Source organism: Longimicrobium sp., from assembly GCF_048594345.1.
Taxonomy (GTDB): domain Bacteria; phylum Gemmatimonadota; class Gemmatimonadetes; order Longimicrobiales; family Longimicrobiaceae; genus Longimicrobium.
Genome location: NZ_JBMDXM010000203.1, coordinates 15,574 through 41,924, shown reverse-complemented (window position 1 = coordinate 41,924; position 26,351 = coordinate 15,574). Strand labels below are relative to the sequence as shown.

Annotated in this window: 22 protein-coding genes; 11 read left to right on the top strand and 11 right to left on the bottom strand. The window is 69.0% G+C overall.

The features are described from left to right. Positions 1-328 precede the first annotated feature (328 nt). On the bottom strand, positions 329-1,465 hold the full coding sequence (locus tag ACOJUJ_RS22185; protein WP_420129102.1) for a polysaccharide deacetylase family protein: 1,137 nt from the start codon (positions 1,463-1,465) through the stop codon (positions 329-331). A 305-nt stretch (positions 1,466-1,770) separates the two neighbouring features. Here ACOJUJ_RS22185 and ACOJUJ_RS22180 point away from each other — a divergent pair, with 305 nt between their 5' ends. The 7 genes from ACOJUJ_RS22180 (at position 1,771) to ACOJUJ_RS22150 (ending at position 11,424) form a co-directional block, all read left to right on the top strand. Then, a complete protein-coding gene (locus tag ACOJUJ_RS22180) occupies positions 1,771-2,055 on the top strand; it encodes a hypothetical protein (RefSeq protein WP_420129101.1) in 285 nt (94 codons plus the stop codon). 341 nt (positions 2,056-2,396) lie between these two features. Continuing rightward, on the top strand, positions 2,397-4,559 hold the full coding sequence (locus ACOJUJ_RS22175; protein ID WP_420129100.1) for a hypothetical protein: 2,163 nt from the start codon (positions 2,397-2,399) through the stop codon (positions 4,557-4,559). 309 nt (positions 4,560-4,868) lie between these two features. Further along, positions 4,869-6,725, top strand: a complete 1,857-nt coding sequence (locus ACOJUJ_RS22170; protein WP_420129099.1) for a hypothetical protein — start codon at positions 4,869-4,871, stop codon at positions 6,723-6,725. 2 nt (positions 6,726-6,727) lie between these two features. Further along, positions 6,728-7,324 carry a hypothetical protein gene (locus tag ACOJUJ_RS22165; RefSeq protein WP_420129098.1) on the top strand — a complete coding sequence of 199 codons (597 nt, stop codon included), beginning with the start codon at positions 6,728-6,730 and terminating at the stop codon, positions 7,322-7,324. 346 nt (positions 7,325-7,670) lie between these two features. After that, on the top strand, positions 7,671-7,964 hold the full coding sequence (locus ACOJUJ_RS22160) for a GNAT family N-acetyltransferase (RefSeq protein ID WP_420129097.1): 294 nt from the start codon (positions 7,671-7,673) through the stop codon (positions 7,962-7,964). A gap of 133 nt (positions 7,965-8,097) precedes the next feature. After that, entirely contained in the window at positions 8,098-9,798 is a 1,701-nt protein-coding gene (locus ACOJUJ_RS22155; RefSeq protein ID WP_420129096.1) for a patatin-like phospholipase family protein, read from the top strand. A 312-nt stretch (positions 9,799-10,110) separates the two neighbouring features. Continuing rightward, on the top strand, positions 10,111-11,424 hold the full coding sequence (locus tag ACOJUJ_RS22150) for a lysophospholipid acyltransferase family protein (protein ID WP_420129095.1): 1,314 nt from the start codon (positions 10,111-10,113) through the stop codon (positions 11,422-11,424). Between the two features lie 264 nt (positions 11,425-11,688). Here ACOJUJ_RS22150 and ACOJUJ_RS22145 read toward each other — a convergent pair whose 3' ends face one another. Beyond that, positions 11,689-13,071 (bottom strand): hypothetical protein, encoded by a 1,383-nt coding sequence (locus tag ACOJUJ_RS22145; RefSeq protein WP_420129094.1) that lies wholly within the window; start codon positions 13,069-13,071, stop codon positions 11,689-11,691. 183 nt (positions 13,072-13,254) lie between these two features. On the opposite strand from ACOJUJ_RS22145, the gene ACOJUJ_RS22140 reads away from it, so the two are divergent. Beyond that, a complete protein-coding gene (locus ACOJUJ_RS22140; RefSeq protein ID WP_420129093.1) occupies positions 13,255-13,878 on the top strand; it encodes a cysteine hydrolase family protein in 624 nt (207 codons plus the stop codon). A gap of 432 nt (positions 13,879-14,310) precedes the next feature. Here ACOJUJ_RS22140 and ACOJUJ_RS22135 read toward each other — a convergent pair whose 3' ends face one another. The 8 genes from ACOJUJ_RS22135 to ACOJUJ_RS22100 all read right to left on the bottom strand — a co-directional run bounded on the left by ACOJUJ_RS22135 (position 14,311) and on the right by ACOJUJ_RS22100 (position 22,252). Beyond that, positions 14,311-14,733 carry a hypothetical protein gene (locus ACOJUJ_RS22135; RefSeq protein ID WP_420129092.1) on the bottom strand — a complete coding sequence of 141 codons (423 nt, stop codon included), beginning with the start codon at positions 14,731-14,733 and terminating at the stop codon, positions 14,311-14,313. 2 nt (positions 14,734-14,735) lie between these two features. Next, on the bottom strand, positions 14,736-15,806 hold the full coding sequence (locus tag ACOJUJ_RS22130) for an alpha/beta hydrolase family protein (protein ID WP_420129091.1): 1,071 nt from the start codon (positions 15,804-15,806) through the stop codon (positions 14,736-14,738). Between the two features lie 403 nt (positions 15,807-16,209). Then, positions 16,210-17,028 (bottom strand): SLATT domain-containing protein, encoded by an 819-nt coding sequence (locus tag ACOJUJ_RS22125; protein ID WP_420129090.1) that lies wholly within the window; start codon positions 17,026-17,028, stop codon positions 16,210-16,212. Beyond that, on the bottom strand, positions 17,025-17,576 hold the full coding sequence (locus ACOJUJ_RS22120; RefSeq protein WP_420129089.1) for a DUF4231 domain-containing protein: 552 nt from the start codon (positions 17,574-17,576) through the stop codon (positions 17,025-17,027). The genes ACOJUJ_RS22125 and ACOJUJ_RS22120 overlap by 4 nt, the downstream gene beginning before the upstream one ends. Positions 17,577-17,818: 242 nt before the next feature. Further along, on the bottom strand, positions 17,819-18,574 hold the full coding sequence (locus ACOJUJ_RS22115; protein ID WP_420129088.1) for an amino acid ABC transporter ATP-binding protein: 756 nt from the start codon (positions 18,572-18,574) through the stop codon (positions 17,819-17,821). Further along, on the bottom strand, positions 18,571-20,067 hold the full coding sequence (locus ACOJUJ_RS22110) for an ABC transporter permease subunit (RefSeq protein ID WP_420129087.1): 1,497 nt from the start codon (positions 20,065-20,067) through the stop codon (positions 18,571-18,573). Before ACOJUJ_RS22110 ends, ACOJUJ_RS22115 begins: the two co-directional genes overlap by 4 nt. 383 nt (positions 20,068-20,450) lie before the next feature. Further along, a complete protein-coding gene (locus tag ACOJUJ_RS22105; RefSeq protein ID WP_420129086.1) occupies positions 20,451-20,825 on the bottom strand; it encodes a hypothetical protein in 375 nt (124 codons plus the stop codon). A 38-nt stretch (positions 20,826-20,863) separates the two neighbouring features. Then, a complete protein-coding gene (locus ACOJUJ_RS22100) occupies positions 20,864-22,252 on the bottom strand; it encodes an MFS transporter (RefSeq protein WP_420129085.1) in 1,389 nt (462 codons plus the stop codon). 252 nt (positions 22,253-22,504) lie between these two features. Here ACOJUJ_RS22100 and ACOJUJ_RS22095 point away from each other — a divergent pair, with 252 nt between their 5' ends. From ACOJUJ_RS22095 to ACOJUJ_RS22085, 3 genes are all read left to right on the top strand, one after another. After that, positions 22,505-23,701 (top strand): App1 family protein, encoded by a 1,197-nt coding sequence (locus tag ACOJUJ_RS22095; RefSeq protein WP_420129084.1) that lies wholly within the window; start codon positions 22,505-22,507, stop codon positions 23,699-23,701. Between the two features lie 226 nt (positions 23,702-23,927). Next, positions 23,928-24,407, top strand: a complete 480-nt coding sequence (locus ACOJUJ_RS22090) for a hypothetical protein (RefSeq protein ID WP_420129083.1) — start codon at positions 23,928-23,930, stop codon at positions 24,405-24,407. 143 nt (positions 24,408-24,550) lie between these two features. Continuing rightward, positions 24,551-25,189: a TetR/AcrR family transcriptional regulator gene (locus tag ACOJUJ_RS22085; protein ID WP_420129082.1), complete on the top strand. Its 639-nt coding sequence runs from the start codon at positions 24,551-24,553 to the stop codon at positions 25,187-25,189. Between the two features lie 134 nt (positions 25,190-25,323). On the opposite strand, the gene ACOJUJ_RS22080 is transcribed toward ACOJUJ_RS22085, so the two are convergent. Continuing rightward, on the bottom strand, positions 25,324-26,241 hold the full coding sequence (locus ACOJUJ_RS22080) for an NAD-dependent epimerase/dehydratase family protein (protein ID WP_420129081.1): 918 nt from the start codon (positions 26,239-26,241) through the stop codon (positions 25,324-25,326). Positions 26,242-26,351: the final 110 nt, after the last annotated feature.

The following is a 26,351-nucleotide window of genomic DNA, read 5'->3' as shown; positions in this document are numbered from 1 at the left end:
CCTCGTTGCACATGCCGGCGGGCGGGGGCCGCGATTGCGCGGACGGTTCCGAGCCTTCATCCGCCTCTGGAGACCCGCTCAATGGGCCACGGCCGCATTCGCCTGACACCGCCGCATCAGCCATCGTGACTTCTTGGACCGGACTCATGTTTATTCGCTCCTGGCGCGGACTTGGCGGCACGGGTGTGTGCGGCGTTCCACACGGCTGCGCGTCCGCAACCGGAGACATCTTCAAGCGTCGCCATAACCGCGGGCCGATGCGGGCTGCCGCGTCTGCGTTGGAGCAGTCGGAAGGTAGGTTCCTTGGCCCTGTCGTTTGCCGCGGCGGCTAGTCGGTGCCCGGCGCCGCGGCCGAGTCCGGGCGCGCGGGCGGTGGCGCGGGGCGAAACGCTTCGATGGGATCGCCGGTCCAGTTCAGCAGCCCGGGCGAGGCGTACCGCATCTCCCCATTCTCGCGCGTGACGAGTGCGTAGCTGATCACGGCACGCCCCGGCGGATAGTGCCGCGCCATGTATCCCGCCAGATCCACCCACACGGTATCCCCTGCCACCCGCGCCAGGTCGCCCAGCGGATTGCTTACGTAGCTGCGGCCCGACGCGTCCGCCGTGATGGCGAACAGCTCCAGACCATCCGGCACGGGCCCGTGCGCGCGGAACGCGATGCGGCCGGCCACGGCGCCGTCCGGCGTAAGCGGCTCCAGCGTGGGACGGTAGTGCCGGCCGGCAAGGACGTACTCGCGAAAGAGCGCGGGCTTCACGCCCGCCATGATCAGCATCCGCGGCAGCAGCGGCGACCGGCCGTCCCAGTAGCCGGGATTCACCGTGTGCAGGTAGCGGTAGCCGCCGGCCAGCGCCTCGGCGATGTAGTCCGTGTAGTGGCCAAAGGGAAAGGCGAAATCGTACTTCGCGGTCGGCTGGGCGCGCTCGCCCAACGTCGTGGGGGAGCGCGCGAGCGATGCGGCCACCTCGGTGCCGGAGCCGGGGAGGCTGCGATGCTGCCATCCGTGCGCCGCCACCCGGTGGCCGGCACGCGCCAGCCGCTCCAGGTCATCCGCGCCAAGAAAGCCGTCGTTGCTGCCCGTGCGGGTAGGGATGACGAAGAAGATGCCGCGGAAGCCGTGGCGCTCCAGAATCTCCGCGGCGCGCATCTGTCCCGCGGTGCCGTCGTCAAAGGTGAGGATCACCTGCCGCGCGCTCGCATCCGCCCCCGCCCGCACCTCCTCCGGAAACGCCGAGCGGAAGCCGTTCTCGCGCAAAAACACGATCATCTCCTCGAACGCGGCGTACGACTCCGTGAGCGAGCCGGGACGGGTGCCGGCCGAGTCCGCGAAGCCGTGCCACGCCAGCACCGGAACGCCGCCCGCCGCGCCGCCGGTAGGCCGCGTGGCGGACGGACCGGCCAGCGCGCAGCCTGCGAGGGCAAGAAGGGGGATGAGGACGAACGCGTGCGATCGGAAGTACTTCAAGAGCATCGTGCAGCGGATTCAGGAGTTCCGTGATCGGCGTGAGGGCCGCTTTCCGCATCCTACCCAATCGTCCCCGCCGTCCGCCAGTCACGCAACGGATTCGCCCGATTCCGACTCCGTAAAACAGCAGGTGTCACGCGGAGACGCGGAGGTTGCGGAGGCGCGGAAACCCTCTCTCCCTGTCTCCGCGCCTCCGCGCTCTCCGCGTCTCCGCGTGAGAGCTGTTCTTTTTCGAATCTGGTTCGAGGCAGCAGATTTGCTTGATGATCACGGAGCCGGATCAACCAGAAACGGAGTGGTGATCGATGTCACGTGCATTCGTGAAGGAGGATTCGGGGTTCGTGCCGCCGGGGCTGTTCGGGCTGCCCGACCGGGACGACCCCAGGTTCGACGCCGCGGCGGCGCGGGCGCTGATCGAGGCGGCGCGCGACGCCAACACCGCCAGCGCCGAGGCCGCCACCGGCTACCGCTGGGGCGAGCCGCGCCTGCACCGCCACGTGCGCAAGCTGCTGCAGGCCGCCGAAGGGCTGCCGGAGGAGGAGCAGGACCGCCGCTACATCCGCGTGGCGAAGCGCTTTCTCGGCACGTAGGACGCCTCTCCGGCGCCCTCCACGTGACATTTTGATTGACAGCGGAGGTCCGCATCTGCTACTGGGGCACGCGCATCTCACCTGCACCATCCCCGCCTCACCTTCACCCACCGCCGGACTGTACCCATCAGCGTGTAAATCCATATCTCGAATCAGGATAGGTGGATTTGCGCGCCATCCCCGCACAGCGGCGCGGGCTATGCCCCGGGGCGGGCCACCCTCTGGAGCGCGGGTCTTCGCGCTTCGCACGTTCCGGCCGCGCCGCGCCCCGCATCCCAGGTACGGACCCCACCCGCGGCGGCGCACCCGTGGCCCCACTCCTCTCCGGGAGATCACGCCACATGTCCAGGACCAAGAGCATTCCCAAGGCAACCACCGCCGGCGCGCAGCAGGTGCAGGTGCAGTCCATCTTTTCCGCGGGCACCGCCGCGGCCGAGGAGCTGGTGACGGGGCTGGGCGGCGCCATCGGCAGCGACTACCGCGCGGCCGGGCACCAGCTGGTGTTCGTGGAGTTCAGCGGCAAGCTGTCGCGGCTCAACCTGATCCCCTCGGCGAGCATCGTTTCGCAGGGCACCATCACCATCCCCGGCACCTGGCTGTTCGACTTTGACACCGGCACCATCACCGACGCCGGCGCGGAGGTGTGGTGGCGGCAGATGACCAGCACCGAACGCGCGCTCACCCCGCAGGGCGGCGCGCAGCTCGCCCGGCTGGGGGCGGTGAACTACAACGCCATCTCGTATCCCGAGCTGCTGGGGCTGGCCTACTCCGCTGCGCCGATCGACGGCGGCGTGGGCGCGGGGAACCAGCTGACCAACGGAACGGTGTTCGCCGTGCGCACCGCGGCCGGCAACGTGGCCAAGGCGCAGGTGCTCAGCTACGGCTACGACCTGCAGATCCGCTGGACCACGTACCAGCTGGCGCCCATGTACCAGGTGCTGGGCACCGGCTACGACCAGCCGGAAGACGTAAAGGTGACGGCCGGCGAAACGCACGCGTACATCACCGAGCGCTCCGGCAGCCTGCTGCGCGTGGCGCTGAACACCCCGGTTGCCCCCAACCGCGCCAACGCCACCGTCGTCTCGTCGGGGATGACGGCGCCGCACCAGCTGGTGCTGGACGAGGCCACCCACCAGGCGTACGTGGTGGAGTACGCGCCGCTGGGCCGCCTGCTGCGCATCGACCTGGCCAGCGGCGCGCAGACGGTGCTTTCGGCCGCGCTGCAGAACGCCATTGGCCTGCTGCTTACGCAGGACCGGCAGTTTGCGTACGTGGCCGAGCAGGCGGGGACGGGCCGTGTGGTGCGCGTGCGGCTGGACAACGGGCACCGCGAGGAGGTGATCGGCGGGCTGACGTCACCGTTCATGATGACGTGGACGGACGCGGGCGAAACGGGGATCCTGATCGCCGAGCGCGACCCGGGCAACCGCGTGACCCGCATCAACCTGGCGAACGCGCCGGCCACGAAGACCGTCATCGCCACCACGCCGTTCCGCCCGTCCAGCGTGGCGGTGGTGTCGCCCACGCGGCTGCTGGTGTGCTGCGACCAGACCATCGCGCAGCTGGACCTTACCTCGTCCATCTACACGCCGGCGGGGACCATGCTGCTGGGGATCGGCCACGTGCCGGCGGACCGCATCAGCCGCTCCACGCCGCTGAATCCGGCCACGGACGGCTACGCCGACACCACGGCGGATCCCGGCTACTTTTTCCAGGTGAAGGACGCGCCCTTTGGCGGCACGCTGCCGGTGATGTTCAACCACGAGCGCGCGTACGCCGAGGGCGCCCGCTACTACAAGCTGGAGGTGGACGGCGTGGAGCCGCGGCAGAGCTTTACGGACTACCGCTGGAGCACGTCCACCAACCGCTTCCAGGCGCAGGCGGTGAACCCCTCGGCGACCGGCTACTACCGGGTGCGCGCGCCCAGCGAGCTGTGGTACAACCACTGGCTGGGCTACCTGCTGAACACCGCCGGGCTGACGAACGGGCTGCACCAGATCACCCTCCGCATCTTCACCGGCACCAGCGAGGCCACGGAGATCGGCGGCGGCGCCGACGCGGGGCGCAGCGTGGTGGTGCAGATCGACAACACGGCGCCGCTGGTGGCGATCGAAAAGATCTTTCACGACGGCGGCGAGGTGGGCACCTGCGGGCTGGTGACCAGCGGCAGCGACCAGTTCACCTTCGGCATTACCGCGCAGGACCCCGAGCAGCACATGGGGAGCTGGAGCCTGATCGCGCTGTGGGGCGACAACAAGTCCAAGCCGGTGGCCAGCGACTCGTACGCGGCGCACGTGTCGCCCACGCGCAAATGGGCGGGCCCGGCCGGGGCGGTGGTGCCATCGCCCGTGTGGGAGGCCACCGTGGCGGGCGACGATTCGTCGCGGCGGTGCGCGCACACGTTCCGGCTGGCGGCCTCGTCGCGCGTCATCGACGGATGGAACGCGCTACACCACCCGGTCGTCTACAAGTCCATCACCCTGCTGCTGCCGCCGCTCCCCTGAGCGCCGCGCCTCCGGCGACCTTCCGGGCCCACCCCGCCGCGCGGGGTGGGCTCCGTCGTTCGCGGGCGTGCCGGGTGGAGGATGGATCATTGTCGCACAGCTTGGAGAGGATGGAGGAAGCCACATAACGAGAGATCCTTCGTCCTACACCAATTTGCCCGAAGGTAGCGTGACCCTATCTTGCGATCCCATACTGCTCCCTGGCAGGCGCCCCGGTCGCTTCGGACGGCCCCGTCCTCCACTGCCCAACGACTTGAAACTGGCTCGAGAATGCATCCTGCAGCCCCAAGCCGGAGAACGTTTCTGTGGTTGGCGCTGGTCCTGACTGCCTGCGACCTGCCGAATCCGGCGGGCTCCGTACACGTGTCCCCGACCGCGGAATCGCGAGCCGAAAGTGCCGTATTGCTGGGCGCTTATGCCGCCCCCAATCGCATGCCGGTGCCGGGAGAGAGCCCAACCAGTGAAGTGCGGCTGGAGCCAACCAGCATCCCGCCGCTGCAGCCGAACAGCTACGTGCTTCTTCGCATCAGCGGCACTCTGGAGGCGGTACGCAATCCGTACCTGGGAGGCAGCGCCGGGCAAGGTCACATCGAAAGGTCGTATTCGCCGGTTGAATCAACGGAGAGCACCGGCCGGGGTGCAACGAATGTATGGCTGCGTCTTTCCCCCTCAAACCTCACCAGGATATCGTACTTCTTCCGTCCGGCGGCGAACGGAAGCGACCTCGTGCTGATGGTGCGCACAGGCGCACAGCCGACCGAGGTGTGGGCCGAGCGCGAGCGGATGCCAGGGGCAGAGGTATTCTACTACTACTGCCGAGCCGGTAAACCGTACTGCACCCCAGATGGACCGGATTGGATCAAGCCAGATACGAGCTACCGTCCGCTGGTGAAGACGTGGCTGGAAGATCACTGGGTCGTGTCGTCGCACGTGGTGACCGCAACGGCCATCGCGGAGCCGCTGATCATGGACGGTCCCACTTCAGTTGCCCTTGGAGAAACAGCGGTCTTCACAGCCCGTCCGTGGGGAGACTTGCGCCTGCGCTACCCCCACGGACAACCTGGGGATGTTCAGTGGATGTGGTACCCAACCGACACGACCGGCACTGCTTCCCCCTTGTCCCGGGCTGAACAAGTCTGCTCCGGCCGACCCGTTTGCGAGTTCGAGCCCAAAGTAAGCGGCCGTCTCCACGTGTCCTCGTACGTCGAAGGTGCACCAGTGGAAACGGACAGGATCGTGCGAGTACAGAAGCACCCCGATCGCGAGTTGAGGCTGGAGTGTAATGGTGCACGGGGCAGCGGCGTCGTGGTTCGGCGGGGAGGGACGATTGCATGTGCCGTGGCGAGTGATCCGCTGGGAGGTAAGATAGAAGTTGAGAAGTGGTGGTTTTCTGGGGTCGACAGCCGGGGCCAACCTTATCAGTTCCCTACGGAGGAAGACAGCCCTGAGATGGGGCTGTCCTGGAGCGGACAACTGGCGATCAGCGGAACGATCCATGTTCTGGCGAGCATCGACGGTGCTCCTGCTGTCGAGCAGTCGGTTTCGGTTCAGGTAGAAGCTCGCGACTGGTCAGATGAGCCCATCAAGTACGAGATCCGGCGGGGAACGCTTCAGGAGTACAATGCCGTCGCATCCGTTGGTGAAATCGTGGGCGCGCAGCCACTGGCAGACCACGATCTCGGCCGGATGGCAGCAGGGGGAAGCGTCTACGTTACGAGCGACGTCGTCGACTACATTGACGATTATGGTCCGAACCATCGGCTCGCATTCTTGAAGGCAGTGCCAATCGAACTCGAACTCCTGGTCATGGTGCACCCGGAGATGGAAAACCGCGGGGCGTTCTACCGGCGGCAAGCAGTAACTCCTCCCGCGTTTGGAGCCCCTTGTCTGCAAAGAGGGTTTTCACGCTATGTAGAACAGATCCTCGCGCACGAAGGTTTCCCGGTGAATCCAAATGCTCATACGGGAGTATACCTGCGAGAGTATCGCTCCCGCGCAGGAAGAGCCGTTGAAGATCTCGTTGCTCCTAATGACGCGCTTCCTGCCCTTGGGCAACTGGCGCTGAGCCGGCTCAACCCTGTTGGAGTGCACGCCGACGCCGTCAGTGATTACGAAGTGGACACGAATCACCCGGTGCGGTTCGGCTGCACGTTCAGGTGGAGATAGAGATGAACAAGATACTGCTTTGCCTTACTGCCGGACTCATCGTGGCGCCGCCTGCCCTCACGGCGCAAGAAGAGCAGCGCGACGTTCACGTCCGGAACGATTGTCGGCTTGCCGCTCAGATCATCCGGACTGGTGAACCTGCCCCACACCGCGAGTGGGCGTACGGTGCGATCAGGGCGTGCGACCAAACAGGCGGCCCCGCGCTGGCTGCAGCATGGACACAAACGCTTCCTTCCGATCGAGACAGGCTCGCGAAGCTTGCCGGCGCAAGCCGGCATTTTCCCACGCGAGAGCTGTTCAACGCCGTTCGCGCCGTGGCGGAGGATCCCGGCGCAGGCACAACCGTTCGCGTGTATGCCCTTGGCCTCCTGGCCAGCTTTGCGCAGCCTGGCATCTACCTGGACATGCGCGATCTCCTGGAGCCGCGTCCGGGCAGACTTGCGCGGACGTGGACGATGTCGGGTGACGCAGCCTTGAACGAGCGTGGCGAACTCGTGAACGTCCTTCCGGAAGTGCGGGCTCTGCTGGACGAGCTACGTTCGGCGGACGACGCCGTCGTAGCGAACGCGGCACGTTCGTTTATCAGCATCCTGCCGTAGGTTCCGACTACAAAGGCGATCGGATCAGTCTCGACGCTGTCCAAAACAACTCCGCTCAGGGAGGAATCGGGCGGCGGAACTACGGTTCTCAACCGGCGCTGGCGGAGCATCTGGTCATCGACCACAGATGCCGAGCAAAGAAATTCTCTGCACCATCAAGTGAACGACATAGAACGCCGCCGGCACCCTTGAACCGTGCCTATCTCGGACGGTTATGGGGAAACGGCAATTTTGTGCCTCATCAGCGTTCCGCGCGGCGCGGCCCGAGTGGTCCGGCGGTTGCGCAGGGGTGGCAGGCTCTGCGGCGAGACGGAGCACGGCGCACGCGCGACACAACGGAGGATGGATGGCGCAGGAACAGGGCGGGATTACCGACAACAAGCAGCAGAGCCGCTACGAGCTGGCGGTGGAAGGCGGCACGGCCGTGCTGCAGTACATGGAGCGCGACGGGGCGCTGTACCTTACCCACACCGAGGTGCCGCCGGAGCTGGAGGGCCAGGGGATCGGCGGGCGCATCGTAAAGCACGCGCTGGACGACGCGAAGGGCCGGGGGATGAAGGTGGCGCCGTGGTGCCCCTTCGTCCGCGCCTACGTCGAGCGGCACCCGGAGTACCAGCCGCTCGTCATCGAAGGCGAGTAGGCGCCCGACGGCCCTCCATCCGCAGGTCTGGGGACAATTCCCGGGGATGGGCGAGGAGTTCATTGACCGATGGAAGGTAGAGGCTTTCTATTCCTCGTCTTCCATCCACTCCCCGCCCGTCCCGAGGCCCCCGATGTCAGACCCGACGCCCGCAGCCGTCCCATCGACCGACCTTCCGTCCGCATCCCCTCCGGTAGCCGCCATCGCGAGCAGCCCCACCGAGGCGCCGTTCGATCCGCTGCGCCCGCTGGGGAATCTGGCGCTCTCGCTGTCCGGCGGCGGGTACCGCGCGGCGGCGTACCACCTGGGCACCCTGCGGCTGATGGACCGCGTGGGCCTGCTTCCCAGCGTGGTGGGCCTGTCCACCGTTTCCGGCGGCACCATCTGCGGGATGGCGTGGGTGGTGAGCCTTATCGAGGGCAGGACGTTCGATCAGTTCTACGACCAGTTTTCCAAGTACCTGATCAGCAACAACGTGATCGCCCAGGCCATGGAAGGGCTCACCGGCAACCGCGACCATTCCAGCCATAGCTGGGCCAGCCTGATTGGCGCGGCGGCGGACGTGTACGCGCGGCCCAACCTGTTCGGAGACCGCAGGTTCGGCGACGTGCTGGGGGCCAGGGGGCTGCAGCTGGAGGAGGCCATCTTCAACTCCACCGAGTTCCACACCGGGCTGGACTTTCGCTTCCGCAAGAGCAACCGGCCGCGGACCATCCTGGGCAACCGCAACTATCCCCTGCCCCGCGCCGTGGCGCAGCACGTCCGCGTGGCCGACATCGTGGCCGCGTCGTCGTGCTTTCCCGGCGGGTTCGAACCGCTGGTGTTTCCGCAGCAGTTCCACTGGCCGGCGCAGTACCCGCTGGACGCGGCGCTCAACGAGCTGGGGCCGGACTTCGACAGCGGGCTGCCGCTGATGGACGGCGGCGTGTACGACAACCAGGGGGTGGAAAGCCTGCTGCTGGCGTTCGGCGAATCCACGGCCACCACGCTGATCATCTCCGACGTGAGCGCGCGCAACACCGAGATGTACTCCGTGCCGGCCAATCCCACACGGCGCGGATGGCTCACGCTGAACGGGGTGTTCTGGATCGGGCGGCTGCTCTTTGTGCTGGCGCTGGCGTCGGCGGTGGTGCTGACGGTGCACGGAATCCGCGCGATCCGCGAGGGCAGATGGGAGGCGGAGAACGTGCTGCTGTACGGCGTGCCGGGGCTGCTGGCGGCGGGCGTCGCGGGCGGGCTGTGGTGGGGGCACCGGCGGCTGAAGGACGTGGACCGGCTGCTGGAGAACACGGTGGAGGTGGAGGCGTGGAAGAGCATGAAGAAGCTCACCACGCCGGAGTTCATTCAGATGATGGTGCTGCGGGTGACGTCGCTGCTGGCGCTTACCTCCAGCATCTTCATGGCGCGCATTCGCCGGCTGGTGTTCGGAAGGGTGTTCGATGACCGGGACTTCGAGGGGCGGCGCATCTCGAACCTCATCTATTCCATGGCGCGCAACCACCCCACGCTCTTCGAGAACCACCCCTGGCTGCGTCCCACCCCCGACCTGGTGACGCTCGCCCAGGCGGCGGAGCGCATGCCGACGACGCTCTGGTTCACGGCGCCCTCGCAGTTCAAGACCGTGTCCCTGGCGGGCGAGGCGACCTGCTGCTTTGTGCTACTGCGCCACCTGGTGGAGGACCACGAGGGCAAGTACGAGAACCCCGGCACGCCGCTGCACGACCTGTACACCAGGCTGCGCGCCGAGTGGGAGGCGTTCAACGGCGCCGCCGCGGCCGTGAACGCCGCGCCGCCAGTGCCGCAGGCGGGGCCGAGCATCTGGGGGGCGACGTGAGGAGGTGAACGGGTGAAGGGGTGAACGGGTGAACGGGTGAAGGGGGCGGCGCGACCCTCGGAGGCCCTCTCCCCCGCCAGGCCTTTCGCTCGTTCCTCGCGACGGCTGGCGACCCCTCCCCCAACTTCGGGGGAGGGGTGGGGCGAGGGGCAGAGGGCAGTGCGTTGCGGCTGGCGCGGCGCGGGACGTGGAAGGGGCCCGCGGACACAGTTCGATGTGTGCCGCGGCGACGGGCCGTTGCCCGATCCTGCTTGCTCCGCCTACCTTTCCTGTGCCTGCCTCATGCCGTTCGTCTGAATCCCCTGCCCTGCCGTGTGGCTTCTTCCGTTCTTTCCGAAGTTCTCCAAGCTCGTCACCACCACGTTCTACCGCCTGGGGATGGCGGGGGGAAAGGTGCCGGCGCGGGGGCCGGTGCTGCTGGTGGCCAACCACCCCAACTCGCTGATGGACCCGGCGCTGGTGGCGGCGGTGGCGGAGCGGCCCGTGCGGTTCCTGGCCAAGGCGCCGCTCTTTACCGACCCCCTGGTCGGCTGGCTGGTGCGCGGGTCGGGCGCCATCCCCGTCTACCGCCGCGCGGACGACGAGGCGGAGGTGGCGAAGAACGAGGACAGCTTTCGCACCGTGTACTCCGTGCTGGCCGAGGGCGCGGCGGTGGCCATCTTTCCCGAGGGGATCAGCCACAGCCAGCCGTCGCTGGCGCCGCTCAAGACGGGAGCGGCGCGCATTGCGCTGGGCGCCTCGGCGCTGCTGGGGCGGCCCATCCCCATCGTCCCCGTGGGGCTCACCTTTCGCCGCAAGGACACCTTTCGCAGCGAGGCGCTGGCGGTGGTGGGCGAGCCGGTGGAGTGGGAGGGGCTGCAGGGGCGCGGGGCCGATGACCACGAGGCCGTCCGCCGGCTGACGGCGCGCATCGACGCGGCGCTGCAGGCGGTGACGGTGAACCTGGAGCGGTGGGAAGATGCGCCGCTGGTGGAGATGGCCGAAGCCGTCTACGCGGCCGAGTTCCCCACGAACCCCTCGCCCGCGGCGCGGGTGGGGCGCACCCGCAACACCACGGCGGCACTGGCCCTCCTGCGCGCCGAGCGCCCCGGCGAATGGGAGGATCTCGCCCGCGCGGTGCACCAGCACGTGCGCACGCTGCGGGTGCTCCGGATGACGCCGGTGGAGGTAAAGGCCTCCGCCAGCGCGGCCGAGGCGGCCAGGTGGACCTTTCGCCAGCTCACGGTGCTGCGGACGCTGCTCCCCATCGCGATGGTGGGGCTGGCGCTGTTCTACATCCCCTACCGCCTCACCGGCTTTCTGGCGGACCGCGCAAAGCCGCCGCGGGACATCCGCGCCACCTACAAGGCGCTCATCGGCATCGTGCTGCACCTGGTGTGGACGGTGCTGCTGGCGGGCGCGGCGTGGTGGAGGTGGGGATGGAAGATCGGCCTTCCCGCGCTGATCCTGCTGCCGATCGTCGCCATCCTGACGGTGATCGTGATCGACATGTGGCGGCGCGCCAGCGGCGAGGCACGGCGCTTCTTCATCCGGGCGCGACGCGGGCAGGCGCTGCTGGAGTTGCGCGAGCGCCAGCGCAGCCTGGCACAGCGCCTGGCGGATACGTGGGAGACGCTGCGGGTGTGAGGGTGTGAGGGTGTGAGGGTGTGAACGGGTGACGGGGTGAACGGGTGAATCGATGACGGACCCGCGGCATCGATGGTCCGCCCCGCCTGCACCACGGGTTGAAACCCGCGGCTATGACGGCCATAAGCCCCGCCCTGGTCTCGCAGAGCTCGCCCGGCGGGGCTTCACCTGCTCGTGATACGAGGTCCCGCGGCGTTGGGGAGGGCTTTGCGCCCGTGGTGAGGCGAGGGTGAGGTAGGAAGCCTGGCCACGATCGGCCGTGCATCATCCCCCGAACAGCATCCGCCGCAGTGAGAAGCGCGGGTATGCGGGGTTGGCGCGGGCGGCTTCGCGGACGGAGTACTCTTCATCCTTTCCCAGACGCTTGAGCGCTTCCGGGGAAAGGTCCGTCCGCCTGGCGACGGCTTCGCGAACGCTCCACTCGGCGTCCGCGGCCAGGCGCTCCAAGACCGGGGGCGCGGTGCGCGGATGCGCGGCGACGGCTTCGCGGACGGAGTCGCCGCCGCTGCCGGCCAGCTCGGCGAGCAGTTCAGCGGGCGCGTTGGGGTGGCGGGCCAGCACCTCGCCGTAGTCGCCCGGATCGTCGCGCCGGGCGTTCAGGCTCCACACCTGCGTCAGAATCTCCGCGGAGGTGGCGGGGTTTTCTGCCAGCCGCTCCAGCACGTCGCCCATGTCGGAATCATCGAAGAAATCCTCGTCGCCCCGCCAGTCGCCGGCGAGGCGCGCGGCCACCTGCTGGACGACGGTGCGCAGCGCGTCGGGCGGAGCGTCGGCCGCGCGCGCGATCCGCTCCAGCAGCCAGGGGCGGCTCCCCGCCGCCAACTCTGGCCACGCCTCGCGCGGAAACGACGGGTTCTCCAGCGCCGCGCCGGCCAGCACGTCGTCGTCGGCCAGGCGGCGCAGGGTGGCGGTGGGCGTGCGGGGGTTGGCGGCAACCGCTTCGCGCACCTCCTGGTCAAGATGGTGCGATAGCTCCTCCAGCCGCTCCGGCTCCGTCGCCGCGTCCTTCGCGACGCGGCGGTGCGCCTTGCGCACCTGCGGCTCGTTGAGCAGGTACCACCGCCGCGTAACCGGCACCGGATGAAAGACGTGCCACAGGCCGTCCGGCAGGTACGCCGAACCCGCGCAGTACCCGCACTTCACCACGCGCGCCGTCCCATCCACCTGCAGCACGCCGCCGCAGGTCGGGCAGTTGAACGCCACCGGAGACGAAGCCCCGATCGGAACTGGCACCGTAGCGCCGGCGGCGGGAAGCTGCAGCGCATCCTCCCCCACCAGCAGCGGAAAGCCGGAGACCACCCACGGCCGCTCGGGAACGCGTACCAGCGCACGCACCCCGCACGCCGGGCAGGCGACGCCGCCCGCGTCCGCGGCGGCCATCACGCTATCGGCGGGGATGCCCGCGCCGCACGCCGCGCACGCGGGGTCGTCGACAAGGTCCGCCTCCAGCGCCACCTCGCGCCCCTGCAGGAGGATCGTCGCGCTGCCCAGGTCCTCGTCGCCCAGCACGTGGGTCCAGAAGTCGCCGCCCAGGTCGTTGGCGGTGCTGCAGGCGGGGCAGGCCAGCCGCGGCGTCATGGCGTTCAGCGGCAGCGGGCTTCCACAGGCGCTGCACGCGGTGCGGATCTGGACGGCGATGGTTCGCATGCGAGTGCGAAAGTGCGGAAGTGCGAGAGTGCGAGGGTGAGGGGAGGACGACGATGGAGGGTACGTGGCGGGGGGCGGCGAGGCAAGGCGGGCTGTCGGCGGAGGTGTGCGTGTTGTAACGTGTGCGGAAGGCGCCGTCGGCTCCGCGCGTTTACTTTCGCACCCTCGCACTTTCGCACTCGCATGCCGCAAGACAGCCCCGACCTGCACGGAAACGCGCCCGACGACTGCCCGGTCGCGCTGCTGGTGATCGACATGATCAACGACCTGGAGTGGCCGGGGGGCGAAAACGTGGTGCAGCCGGCGCAGGCCGCCGCGGAGCGCATCGCGGCGCTCAAAAAGGAGGCGCGGGCGCGCGGCATTCCCGTGATCTACGCCAACGACAACTTTGGCAAGTGGCGCTCGGACTTTCGCGAGGTGGTAAAGCACTGCCTGGAAGACGGCGTGCGCGGCCAGAAGGTGGTGGAGCTGCTGCGGCCGGAGCGCGAAGACTACTTTGTGCTCAAGCCCAAGCACTCGGCGTTCTTTGAAAGCACGCTGGCCACGCTGCTGGAGCACCTGCAGACGCGCCACGTGATCCTGACGGGGCTGACCGCCGACATTTGCGTGATGATGACGGCAAGCGACGCCTACATGCGCGGCTACAAGGTGCACGTCCCCGCCGACTGCGTGGCCTCCATCGAACCGATCGACACCAAGCAGGCACTTCGCTACATGCAGCGCGTGCTCGACGCCGACCTCACGCCCTCCGCCGAGCTGGACCTGGACGCCATGTCCCGCGAGCCGGAAGGCACCGTGGCGCAGTAAAAGGCGATTTTCACGCGGAGACGCGGAGTAAACGACGAGCCGCGGAGATGTGTTCTCCGCGGCTCGTATTTCATTCCTTCGCGGCTCAGCGCGATTCCGTTCGGCTCATCCCGAACATCCTCGACTCATCCGGAAAACCGTCGTCTCATCCGGAAAACCGTCGACTCATCCGGGAAACCACTGTCATCCTGAGGGAGCGCACACCCATAACTCACACAACCACAAAAGCTTGCGCGTGACCGAAGGATCTCTGTCGGAAACGGGCGGGGTCTCGCCCCGAAACCAGCCGTAGCCGACCGGGTGGTGCGCCCATCCGGCAGATTCTTCGGTCGGCACACGGGCTCTGGTGCATGCCGACAGGATCGTGGGCGCGCCTTCCTCCGAATGACAGCGATCCGCCGGGTTTTTGCGTGGTTTTCTGCGGATGGAGTATCAGCGGAGGCGCAGGGTGCAGCCGCCGCTCTCGTGATAGCCCGTGCGCGTAACGGAGACGCGGCACTCCGGGCGGCGCGGATCGCGGCTCCGCTTGATGTGGTGGATGACGGCCACCGTGTCGGCGCCCCACACCACGCGCGCTTGCACCTCGTACGAGGCCACGTTCCAGCGGTTCTCGCGCAGTTCCGGATCGTATCCCGTGACCTCCCATCGCCCCGCAAGCGAATCGGGTGTGCTGGCGTTCACCACCAGCGTTCCTCCCGCCAGGTCGATCGCCATATCGCCGGGCAAGCGGAGGGCCGCGGCGTACTCGTATCGACCGGTGCCGATGGGGCGTTCCTCCGGCGGCACGTGGGATTTGACGCACGCGGAAGCCGCCAGCAGCAACGCGGCGGCGGCGGTGGATGGACGATTCGGCACGATCAGCAGGCGGAGGTGATGGTGGTTCGGGGCGGCGCGGCGCCGGAGGCAATCACGCGCTGCAGCCAGGCGTCCGTACGCGTTTGCGCGCCGGTGAGCGTGTGCGGACGGTGGCCGCCGCCGGGGTAGCGGTTCATCTCCCACAACGGCGCCGGGCGGCCGATGCGCGTAAAGGCATCCATCAACCGCTGGCTGTGGACGATGGGCACCTCGTCGTCGCGGGTGCCGTGGTGGATCTGCGTGGGCGGCAGGCGGTGCGCAAAGTAGACGGGCGAGCGCCGCAGCAGCTCCGACCGCGCGCGCTGTACGGTCGTGCGGCCGTCGCGCAGGGCAAAGAGCACGCTGTCCGCCAGGTAGCCCGCGCCGGGGAGCCTGGGGATGCGGCTGCGCAGCGCGCGGTCGGCAAGGCTGCGCACCTCGGGAAGGTAGAAGTCGGTGGGGCCGAAGAAATCCACCACGCCCTTGACTCGCGGGTCGCGGATGGCCATCAGCAGCGCCACGCCGCCGCCCCGGCTGCGGCCGAGAACGGCGACGCGGGCGCTGTCAGCCTCCGGCACCTGCTGCAGCGTGGTGCTCAGCAGCGCCATCGCGTCGTCCACGTCGCGGTCCCACGGGCTGGGGCGCCCTTCCGACCGGTATCGGCGCAACGGCCGCACCGCCAGCCGCTCCGACCGGTACGACGGCAGCACCTGGATCCACCCCTCCGCGATGGGCCCGCCGCGGACAAAGTTGTAGCCCGACGTTCCCTTGTCGCCGCCGTGCGCGATGACCAGCACGGGCAGCCGCCGCCCCTGGGCGCCCGCCGGGATGCGCACGGCCCCGTACTGCCGCAACCCATCCACGGTGTGCGACAGCACCAGCGTCCGCCCGCGGCGCCCTTCCCCGCTCCACTCCACCCGCGCATCGTACGACCGCGTGTCCCGCCGCGCCCACTCCGCCTCTACCGCGCACATCTCCGCCCGCGTGGGCGGCGCGAACAGCACGTCGCCCAGCGCTCGCGCGTCCGCCGGCGCCAGCCGCGCCGCGCACGCCGAAACCGCCGGCAACAGCACGGCCGCCGCACAGCCGCGCATGACTTTCCAGCGCGAACGCCGAGCGCGCGAAGCCGACTCTCGTGAGGCCGCAGCTGGATGCAGGTCCTGGATCATGCCGAGTTCGCCACGCAGGTCACGCGCCCGCGCGAAAGACGAAGGGCAGGAGCCGCGCGGCCCCTGCCCCGAATCTCATCTGTTCCCCAGAGGCGCACTGTCATCCTGAGGGAAGCGCACACCCAGACCTTTCATAACCACCAAACGTGCGCGCGACCGAAGGATCTCTGTCGGATCGCGCCGAGACCCAGCCACCGGGAGCCGTTCGAGCCCCCATATCAGGCAGACAAGGTCTTCGGTCGGCGCCAACCCCTTACGTGAAAGGAGTCTGTGGTGCGGCGCTCCATCAGGAGGTCAACGCTCTGCTGACGGTTTGGAAACACCTCTCTCAGCCGACCGCCTCGCCCGGAGCGGCAGGCGAGGGTGGATCGGGATCCTCCTTCTCCGGGGTCCCGGGTTCCACCGGGGGAACGACCGTGATGTCCGCATCCACCTCGCCCGTGGAGACGACGGTGATCTCCGTGACGGAGGTCTCGGTTCCCTCACCGGCGGGATCGACTACCGTATCCTCAAGCACCACGTCGGTTACCGGCTTCACCGGCGCCCCACCGCCTCCGCCGTTTCCACCACCGCCGCCGCCCCCTCCTCCACCTCCCACGGGCCCGCCGCCGAGTGCGTCATCGCCGCCGCCCTCTTTCTCGGCGCCGGGGACGGTGACGGCGCGGATCTGGGCGACCAGCTGGCCCCACTGGCCCTGCTCGCGGCGAAACACCTCTTCCACCCGCGGAATGTAGTCGCCGATGGTGCGGATGGCGGCCTCGGGGCAGTTCTCGCACTCCACCGGCGAGTCGGCGAGAACGGCGGCCAGGGAGTTGTCGGCGTCGCGGTACAGGCGCGAGTTCTCCTGGAATCCGTACAGCGAGCGGTAGGCGGCGATCGCGGTGCCCGCAGCCGTCAACACGGCCGCGATGACAGGCCAGTACAGAGTCACGCCTGGCCAGATCGTCGGCCGTTCCCACGCCACGGAGAGAATGGACGCGGCAGAGGAGAGAAACAGAACCAGCGTGGTGAGCGTCACGCTCTGCCGATGCGCGCGCTCGTACGTCTCAAATCGGTTGCGGTACCACTTGCTCTGGGCGCCCCGCCGGTACGTCTCGTAGAACTCCAGAAACTGCTTCTGCTGCGGGGTCAGCTTCTCCGCGCTCATGCGGCACCTCCGCTGCGGATCTCCGCCACGCGGCGCATAAGGTTGCGGTTGCGGCACCCCTCCACGTCGTACGGCTTGGCGCGGCCCAGGTAGAGAAAGTACTCTCCGCGCAGCAGCTCGGCCTTCAGGCGGCTGGTGCGCCACCGCTCCTGCGAGGCCAGGTCGCGGGAGCGCGAGGCCCACGCCGCCAGGGCAGCCGCCGCAAGGGCCGCGACCACGCGCACCGTATCCCCCGATTCGCCCGGCACCGCACCCGGCAGCGCCGCCAGCCCCGTCGCGATCACCCCGCCGATGATGAGGATCACCTGGTCGCGGCGAAACTCGTTCTGGCTGCGCGTGGCCTCGCCGTCTTCATACACGTACTGCGGAAGCAGGTGCTTGCCCAGCACGTCCAGGTCCGCGGTGTAGTCGTGCACCAGGTCGGGCGGAAACGGGGCGTACAGAATGGGATCGAACTTCCGCGGGTCCACCGTGTCCACCGGCTCCGGCTGGGGCCAGCGGAATCTGGGAAAATGGACCAGGAGTGCCGGGCGGCGGGATTTTGCCATGGAACGTTCACCGGAGGGTCGGGATGCGGATCCGTGCCCGGGAGGCGGGGCGGGCGCCGCGGAAGAAATCGTTCGGATCGGCCGCGAGGGGAAGGCGGATATCAGGCGGAAATACTATCGGCCAGCCAGACGGCCGCGTCAAGAATCCTCTGCTTTCGAGTGAATAGATGGGCGCGCCAGCGGGCCTTCGCATCCGCGCGCCGCCGGCCGATGGCGGCTGGATCCGGGCCGATCGCGCGCGTTCAGGCCGGGGCGGGGTCTGGGCCGCGCAGCAGCTCGCGCGTGGCGGGATGCGTGGGGCGATCCAGCACCTCGCGCGACGGGCCGTACTCCACCAGGGCGCCCTGGGCAAGCACGGCCACGCGGTCGGCAACGTCACGGGCGAAATCGACGTCGTGCGTGGCCACCAGCAGCGCGCGGCCTTGGCGGGCCAGGCCGCGCAGCGTGTCGCCCAGCGCCCCGCGGCGCGCGGGATCCAGCGCCGAGGTGGGCTCGTCCATCAGCAGCACCATGGGGCCGGGGGCCAGCGCCCGCGCGATCGCCACGCGCTGCGCCTCGCCGCCGGAAAGCTCGCGCGGATACGCGCCGGCGCGAGCCCCCACCCCCAGCGCCGCCAGCAGCTCCGCAGCCTCCTGCTCCGCCCTGGCCCGCGTCCATCCCAGCGCGTGAACCGGCGCCAGCGTCACGTTCTGCAGCGCCGTAAGGTGCTCGAACAGCGAGTGCGCCTGAAACACCATCCCCACCTTGCTCCGCAGCCCCCGCAGCCGCGACTCGCGCGGAAGCGGACCCGGGCGCAGCTCGAACCCCGCGGCGGCGATGCCGCCCGCGGTGAACGGCTCCAGCGCCGCCACCGCCCGCAGCACCGTCGACTTGCCGGCCCCCGACACGCCCATCAGCGCGCACACCTCGCCCGCCGCCACCTCCAGGTTCACCCCGCGCAGCACGGGCCTGCCGCCGCGTTCCGCGTGCAGGCCGCGGATGGAAAGCGCGCCGCTCATGCGTGGCTCCAGCGCCGCTCCAGCCGGCGGGCAAAGCGGGAAAGCGGCAGCGAGAGCGCCAGATAGAAGAGCGCGCAGACGATGCCCGGCACCAGCCAGCTTCCCACGTTGGTGGCCCAGATCGCCGTCTGCTTGGTCAGCTCCACCACGGTGATCACGGAAACGAGCGACGAATCCTTGAGCAGCGCCACAAAGTCGTTGGTCATGGGTGCCAGTGCCAGCCGCAGCGCCTGCGGGCCGCGCACCAGGCGCAGCACCTGCCCCTCGGACAATCCCAGGGTGCGCGCCGCCTCCAGCTGCGAGCGGGGGATGGCCATCAGCGCGGCGCGGTAGATCTCCGACTCGTACGCCGCGTAGTTCAGCCCCAGCCCGATGACCGCCGCCGCAAAGGCGGGGAGGCGCACAAAGCCGGAAAGCCCGTAGTAGATCACGAACAGCTGCAGCAGCACCGGCGTCCCCCGCACCACCTCTACGTACACGGTCAGGGCGGCGCGGACCACCGGCGGCCCGTACACCCGTCCCGCCGCTACCGCCGCGCCAACGCTCACCGCCAGCGCCATCGCCAGCAGCGAGAGCAGCAGCGTAACCCCGGCGGCGCGCAGCAGCGACGGAAGATACGCGCGAAGCATGCGGTCGCTGGTTGCCGCCTCCGCGTCCGCGGCCGGCGCCTGGGCAAGGACGCGGCGAAAGTACTCCCCCTGCGCGTCGCTCCACACGCCCCAGCGGCGAAAGGTCTGCTCCAGCGACCCGTCCTGCATCCGTGCCCGCAGTACCACGTCCGCCGAGTCGCGCAGCGCGGCGTCGCCGCGGGCAAAGAGCGCCACGTAGTGCCCCGTCGCCACGGGCTGCGGCTGGATGATGAAGCCGCCCGTGCGCCGCAGCGACCGCTCGGCGATGACGTTGTCCAGCAGGACGGCGTCCACGCGCCCCGCGACCAGGTCCTGGTAGGGGTGGATGTCGTCGTCGTACGAGACGGGGACCAGGCCGGTGCGCGCGCGCTCCTTGAGGAGGATGTCGTACGCCATCGTCGCGCCGAGCGTCGCCACCCGCCGGCCGGCCAGATCCGCCAGGGTGCGAAAGCGGTCGCGATCGGCCGGGCGCACGGCCAGGACTTCCTGGAACTCGAAGTACGGGAGCGAGACGGCGTAGCGGGCGCGCAGCGCGGGGCTGTCCTCGATCCCCGACATGCCCACCTCCACGTCGCCCCGCTCCACCGACTGCGGGATGGATCCCCACCCCACCTGCACAAAGCGCGGGTCGCGCCCCAGCCCGCGCGCCATCATCTCCGCGATTTCCACGTCAAAGCCGCTTACCTTCGCGGGGTCCGCCAGGTCTGCCTCCACGAACGGCGCGCCGCCCTCCGCGTCCCCGCCCCAGCGGAACGGCGGCTTCGCGGCGTCCTCCGTCCCGCCCCGCCCGCAGGAGGCAAGAACGAGCGTCGCGGCCAGCGGAGCGGCAACGCGGCGCGCGAAGCCCCGCAGGCGCGTCGTCATCCACCGCACCGCCGCACGAATGTGGCGCGGGAGTGCTGCGGGATGTGGAGGCGGTGGATGCACGGAAGCAGGCAGGGTGGGTCGGATACGATCGGGATGGGCGCGAGCAACCTACGTGGCGCATGCACGCCGCTCAAGGTCGTCGTGATGGCTTAAGCGGCGGACGATCCAGCCACGCACATCTGTCATTTCGAAGGAGCGCCGCGCAGAACGCGGCCGATCCTCCATCCCGGCACGCGACTGAGAAATCTACCATCAGAAATCTCGTGGCCGGTCGTCGCGCTCCGGCCGCGCGGCTACAGTCCACGAAGGTGGACTTTGCGATTTTGCAGCGGCGAATTCATTCGCTCATGCGGGCGGGCGGCACTTACTGGTTAAGACTCTCAATGGGCATCATTCGATGCCGGTGCAGACACGTCGGCCCTGCGACGTACGGCGTCCAGGCGTCGCCGCAGCCTGCATTGTCGGAGAATCTCGATCAACGCCGAGATGGCCAGAAGCACCATCCCCGCCGATCCCGCGGCCAGGCCGGTGAGGAGCGACCGCCGGGTATCCCGCAGCACGCGTCCGCGCCACGGCCGCGACTCCTGCCCCGCAAAGACGCAGAAGCGAAAGAGGGAGTCCGCTCCACGGTCCCAGCCGCGATAGCGGACACCGGCGTGGCGCAGGATGCGCTGAGCCGCCGCGCCATACACCATCACCACGCATCCGCCGAAGAGAATCAGCACGAGGGCGACTACCCGCAGGGCCGTCAGCACGCCGTCTCCGTCCGCATCATCATTACCCGTTCACCCGTTCACCCTCCCTGATCGTCCGCCGGGACAAGGCGCACGGCCGCCTCCGCCTCTCGCGCGGCGCGCTCGCCGGCCACGGGGTCGACGAACAGCAGCAGCGTTCCGCCCACGATGAAGAAGCCGATCACCGACAGGATGCCGTGCCGTCCCGAGCCCGTCTGGCCGATCATGAAGGCGAACAGCAGCGGGCCAAAGATCCCCGCGAACTTGGAAAAGACGCTGTAGAAGCCGAAGAACTCGCCCGACTTGTGGCGCGGGATCATGGTGGAGAACAGCGAGCGGCTGAGCGCCTGCGTGCCGCCCTGCACCGTCCCCACCATCAGCGCCAGGATGATGAACGCCCGCGCCCGCTCACCCTGCGGCAGCGAGCCGATGAAGAACCCGAAGATGCTGATCCCCGCGTACAGCGCGAGCCCCAGCAGGATGGAGCGCTTGGCCCCGATCCGCCCCGCCAGCGCGCCGAACGCGAACGCGAAGGGAATCCCCACGAACTGCACCAGCAGGATGGCGCCGATGGTCACCGCTTGGGGGATGCCCAGCTCCGTCGCGTAGGGAGCGGCCATTTTCTGGATGGTGGCGATCCCGTCGTTGTACAGCAGGAACGCCACGAGAAAGAGAAAGGCGTTCTTGTATCCCCGAAGCTCCCGGAACGTCTCTCCCAGGCGTACGAACGCCATGCGCGCGGGGCTGGCGGTGGCGGTCTCGTCGGCCTCGATTCCCCGCGCGGGCTCGCGCACGCCGCGAAAGAGCGGGATGGAGAAGAGAAGCCACCAGATGGCGACGGAGACAAAGGACAGCCGCGCGGGAAAGGTACCGGCGGGCATGCCGAACAGGTTCGGCTTCTGGATCCAGGCCAGGTTCACCGCCAGCAGCACGCCCCCGCCCACGTAGCCAAAAGCGTAGCCGGCGGTGGAGACGCGGTCCACCTCCTCCTCGCTGGCGATGTGCGGAAGGAGAGACTCGTAGAACACAAAGCTGGCCGACGCCGCGATGGAGGCCACCAGGTACAGCGCCGCCGCCAGCAGCAGGTCGCCCTGGTGGATGAACCACATCCCGGCCACCGCGGCGATGCCGATGCCGGTAAAGACGCCCAGAAACCGCTTCTTTCCCCCCGAATAGTCGGCGATGGCGCCCAGGACGGGCGACATGAGCGCGACGATGGCGATGCTGAGCGAGTTGGCGTACCCCCACCACTGGCTGGCCCCCGCCGCGTCGCCGCTCCCCGCCACGCTGATGAAGTAGATGGGAAACACGGCCACCATGATGGTGGTCTGAAACGCCGAGGCCGCCCAGTCGTACATGGCCCAGGCGCGCAGCTCCGGGCGGTGCAGGCCCAGCGCGTTCAGCATGCCGCGGCGCTTGGGGGCCGCGGCGGGTGCGGGGGATGCCATCAGATCCGGGGTCCTGGGCGGGTGGAGAGACGGGGCGCGGGATGGACTGCGGGATTGCTGGCCGCCAATATGCTCCACGGCCGGGCGTACGGCCAGTGGCGGAAAGAAGAGATCAGGCAACAAGGATCAAGTGCCGGGTACCGGCCCGCCAACGCCGCAGTGGCCAGCACGCACTTTCGTACTTTCGTACTTTCGTACTTTCGTACTTTCGTACTTTCGTACTTTCGTACTCTCGCACTCACGCACTGTCTCATGGCGGACTGGAAGACCTCGCTCCAGAAGTTCGTCCACCGGGTGGAGGAAAAGGTGGACGTGCAGCGGCAGAAGTACGCGCCCGGCAGCGGCAAGGCGCGCATCGACGCCTACCGCGGCTACGGCTGCCCGGACCGCGCGTACCTCAAGGGGCGCGTGCTGCGCGGCAACCCCGTCCCGGCGTCGGACCCGGAGCACGGGGTGCTGATGAACGTCGCCAACATGGTGCAGCGCTTTGAAAGCGACGAGGTGCCCGGGGCGCGCGTGCGCGTCTACGTCCCCGGCGGCCAGCCGGTCACGGTGACGACGGACGGGGAAGGCTTTTTCGAGGCGTGGGTGCATCCTCGCCCGGAGTTCGCCCCCAACGCGCTGTGGCACAGCCTGGTGCTGGAGCTGGAGCACCCCGCCAGCGATCCGCCGCACCGCGTGGAGGCGCAGGTGCTGGTGCCACCTGCGGAAAGCGCGTTCGGCGTGATCAGCGACCTGGACGACACGGTGGTCAAGACGGGGGCGACGTCGCTGCTGCGGATGGCGCGGACCACGTTTCTCTCCAACGCCCGCACCCGCGTCCCTTTCCCCGGCGTGGCGGCGTTCTACCGCGCGCTGCAGAAGGGCGCGGGCGAGTCGCCGTTCAACCCCATCTGGTACGTCAGCAGCAGCCCCTGGAACCTGCACGACCTGCTGACGGAGTTCCTGCAGATCCAGAAGATCCCCCTGGGCCCGCTGATGCTGCGCGACTGGGGGATGAACGCGGGCGAAACGCTGGCCACGCGGCACGCGGGCCACAAGCTGGCGGCCATCAAGCGCATCATGGACCTGTTCCCCTCCCTGCCCTTCATCCTGATCGGCGACAGCGGGCAGGAGGATCCGGAGATCTACCACCGCGTGGTGCACGACTACCCGGACCGCATCCAGGCCGTGTACATCCGCAACGTCACCCCGCGTCCGGACCGGCTGGGATCGATCAAAAAGCTGGCGGACGAGGTAGAAAAGGCGGGGAGCACGCTGCTGCTGACGGACGACACGCTGGCCGCCGCCCGCCACGCCGCCTCCAAGGGGTGGATCACGGAAGCCGCGCTGGCCGAGGTGGCCGCCGACGCGGTGGAGGAGCATCGCCGCACGCCCAGCGGCACGGGCACGGTGAACCGCGAGCTCAGCACCGAAACGCCTCCGCCTGGTGCGAACCCGAAGCCCTGAACGGCATTTCACGCGGAGCCGTGGAGGAAAAGGGAGAGGCGCGGAGAACGGCGGAGCGATCCTGTCCGTCCTCCGCGCCTCACCGTTTCAACTCCGCGGCGCCGCGTTGCAGGCGGCCGGTCCTGTTTTCATCTCGGACAACCTTAGGCATACCTTGTGCACCCGCCCTCCGCCCCGCCGGGTGATTGTCCGGCGGCGGGAGAAATCAACGGAAGGGAAAGCAGTCATGCACGAGGGACAGGATTTTCTGAGGGCGCAGGTGAGCAACTGCGTGATGCAGCACAAGACCCTGATCGAGAGCCTGGAAGACCACGAGAAGCAGGCGGAGGATGCGCAGTTCCGGGCGCTCTGCACGCGCTATCTGCCGGGCGCCCGCGCGCACCAGCAGGCGCTGGAAGAGTACCGCGCCACGCTGGGCGAGGTCTCGGGTGCGGGGTTCAAGGGCGCGCTGGGCTTCGTGCTGGGCAAGGCCAAGGACGCCGCCGACGCCCTTCGCTCGGATGATTTTCTGCGGGTGGTGGAGGACATCGTGATGATCCGCCAGGCGCAGGACACCTTTGCCACCTTCGCCACCGCCGGCGAGCGCATTGGTGAGCCGCGCCTGGCCGAGCTGGGCCGCCAGGGCCAGGAGGCGGCCGACACCATGCAGCGCGACTTCAACGCGCTGGTCGCCGAGATGTTCGTGCGGCAGGCGTCCAGCCGGTAAGGGCTGGATCGGGCGATCAGGATGCCGGGACCGCTGCGCATCCTGATCGCCCCCCGCCGCCGCGCCCTCTCTGGCACCACACCCCCGTCACGCTAGATTGTCCCTCCGCCGGCCGCGCCGCTTCCATCCCATTCCACCGCCTGATGCCCGACAGCACCGATCCCGCCGGACGGCCCCGTCGCTCGCGCGCCGCGGAGCGCATTCTTCGCGAGGCCATGCGGCTGTTCGCGGAGCGCGGCTACGAGCGCACCAGCATCGCCGACATCCAGGCGGCGGCGGGGCTGGCACCGGGCTCAGGGGCGCTGTACAAGCACTTTCGGAGCAAGGAGGCGGTGCTGGCGGCGGGAATGGAGGATTTCGTGGCGGGCGCGGAGCGGGCGCGCGAACTCATCCGCACCGTTCCCGGGCCGGCGGAGGACGCGCTGGGCGTGCTGGCGCGCGCCGCGATGCAGATGCTGCAGGATGATCAGGACGTGATGCGGATCGTCTGGCGGGAGCTGGAGCAGTTTCCGGAGCTGCTGGCGCGCGTCCGCGAGCGGCGGATGCAGACGACGTACGCCGCGCTCGCCGACTGGCTGCGCGACCGGGCGGACCGCGGCGAACTGCGCGTGGAGGATCCCGAGGCGACCGCCGCCGTGCTGCTGGGCGGCCTGACCTCGTTCAAGGTCTTTCACACGCTCCTGGGCGAGCCCCCCGCCCGCCTGGACGACGATCGCTTCGTGCAGGCCTGGCTTCGGGTGATGCTGCGCGGCCTGCTTCCGGATACTCGTCCAGGCTCGTAACCGATTGGGCCTCACGCAGAGTTACCAGAGTAACCAGAGTTTTCTCGTGCCGTTTCCTCGCGCATTCGTGCGGGGAACACCACGTAGAACTCTGCTAACTCTGGTCACTCTGCGTGAGGCCAATCTTTTTCTGTTCAGCCGCGCATCTCGGCCAGCAGCGCGGGCCAGCCTTCGCGCACGCTGCGGTAGCGGGGAGCCCAGCCGCTGGCCTCGCGGAACTTGCGGTTGGACATCCGCAGCGAGCGCGACAGAAGCTCGCCCAGCGAGCCCATCATCCGCCCCATCCACACGGGCTGCGGGCGCGGCGCCGGGACGCCCAGGCCGGCCGCGATCACCGCAAAGAAGTCGCGGCGCCGCAGCGGCTCGTCATCCGACACGTTGTAGATCCCGCCGTCCACCCCCAGCGCCGCCACCGCCGCCGACGCCGCGTCGTCGTGCGAGATGGACGAGAAGTAGGCCTCCGGCTTGCCGGGCAGCGCCATCATCCCGCGCTTGGTAAAGCGGATCAGGTCGGGGATGTGCGACGCGTCGGGGCCGTAGAACCCGGCGTACCGAAGCACCACCGCCGTGCCTCCCGCGTGCCCGAAGCGCGCGGCCGAGCGCTCCGCGTCCAGCGTGCTGCGGTTGTAGCGCGCGGGGTTGGGCGGCACGTCCTCGTCGATCCACTCGTCGCGCATGTCCGGGTACATGGGCGCGAACGACTCCTGCACAAAGCGCGTGGCGCCCGCCGCCAGCGCCGCATCCACCAGCACCGCGGAGCCTTCGCGGCGGATGCGGTCGTTTTCGCGCCAGGCCCACGGCAGCATCATCGCCGTGGTGGAGTGGGGGATGTGCGTGGCCAGGTTCACCACCGCTTCGTGCCCCGCCACCGCGCGCCGCACCCCGTCCGCATCGAACAGGTCCACGCGCACCGCCCGCGCGCCGGACCGCTCCATCGCCGCCGCCTTATCCGGCGTCCGCGCCACCGCCGTCACCTCGTGCCCCGCCTGCACCATCAGCGGCACCGCCCGCCGCCCCACCACCCCCGTAGCCCCCGTCACGAAGATCTTCATGACCACACCTCCAGGTCAGTGGATGCACCGACATCAACCACACAGGTGAGAGAGTAATCACTTACTGACGCCGCTGCAACCGTCGCCCTCATCCTATCCTCCAACTTCCC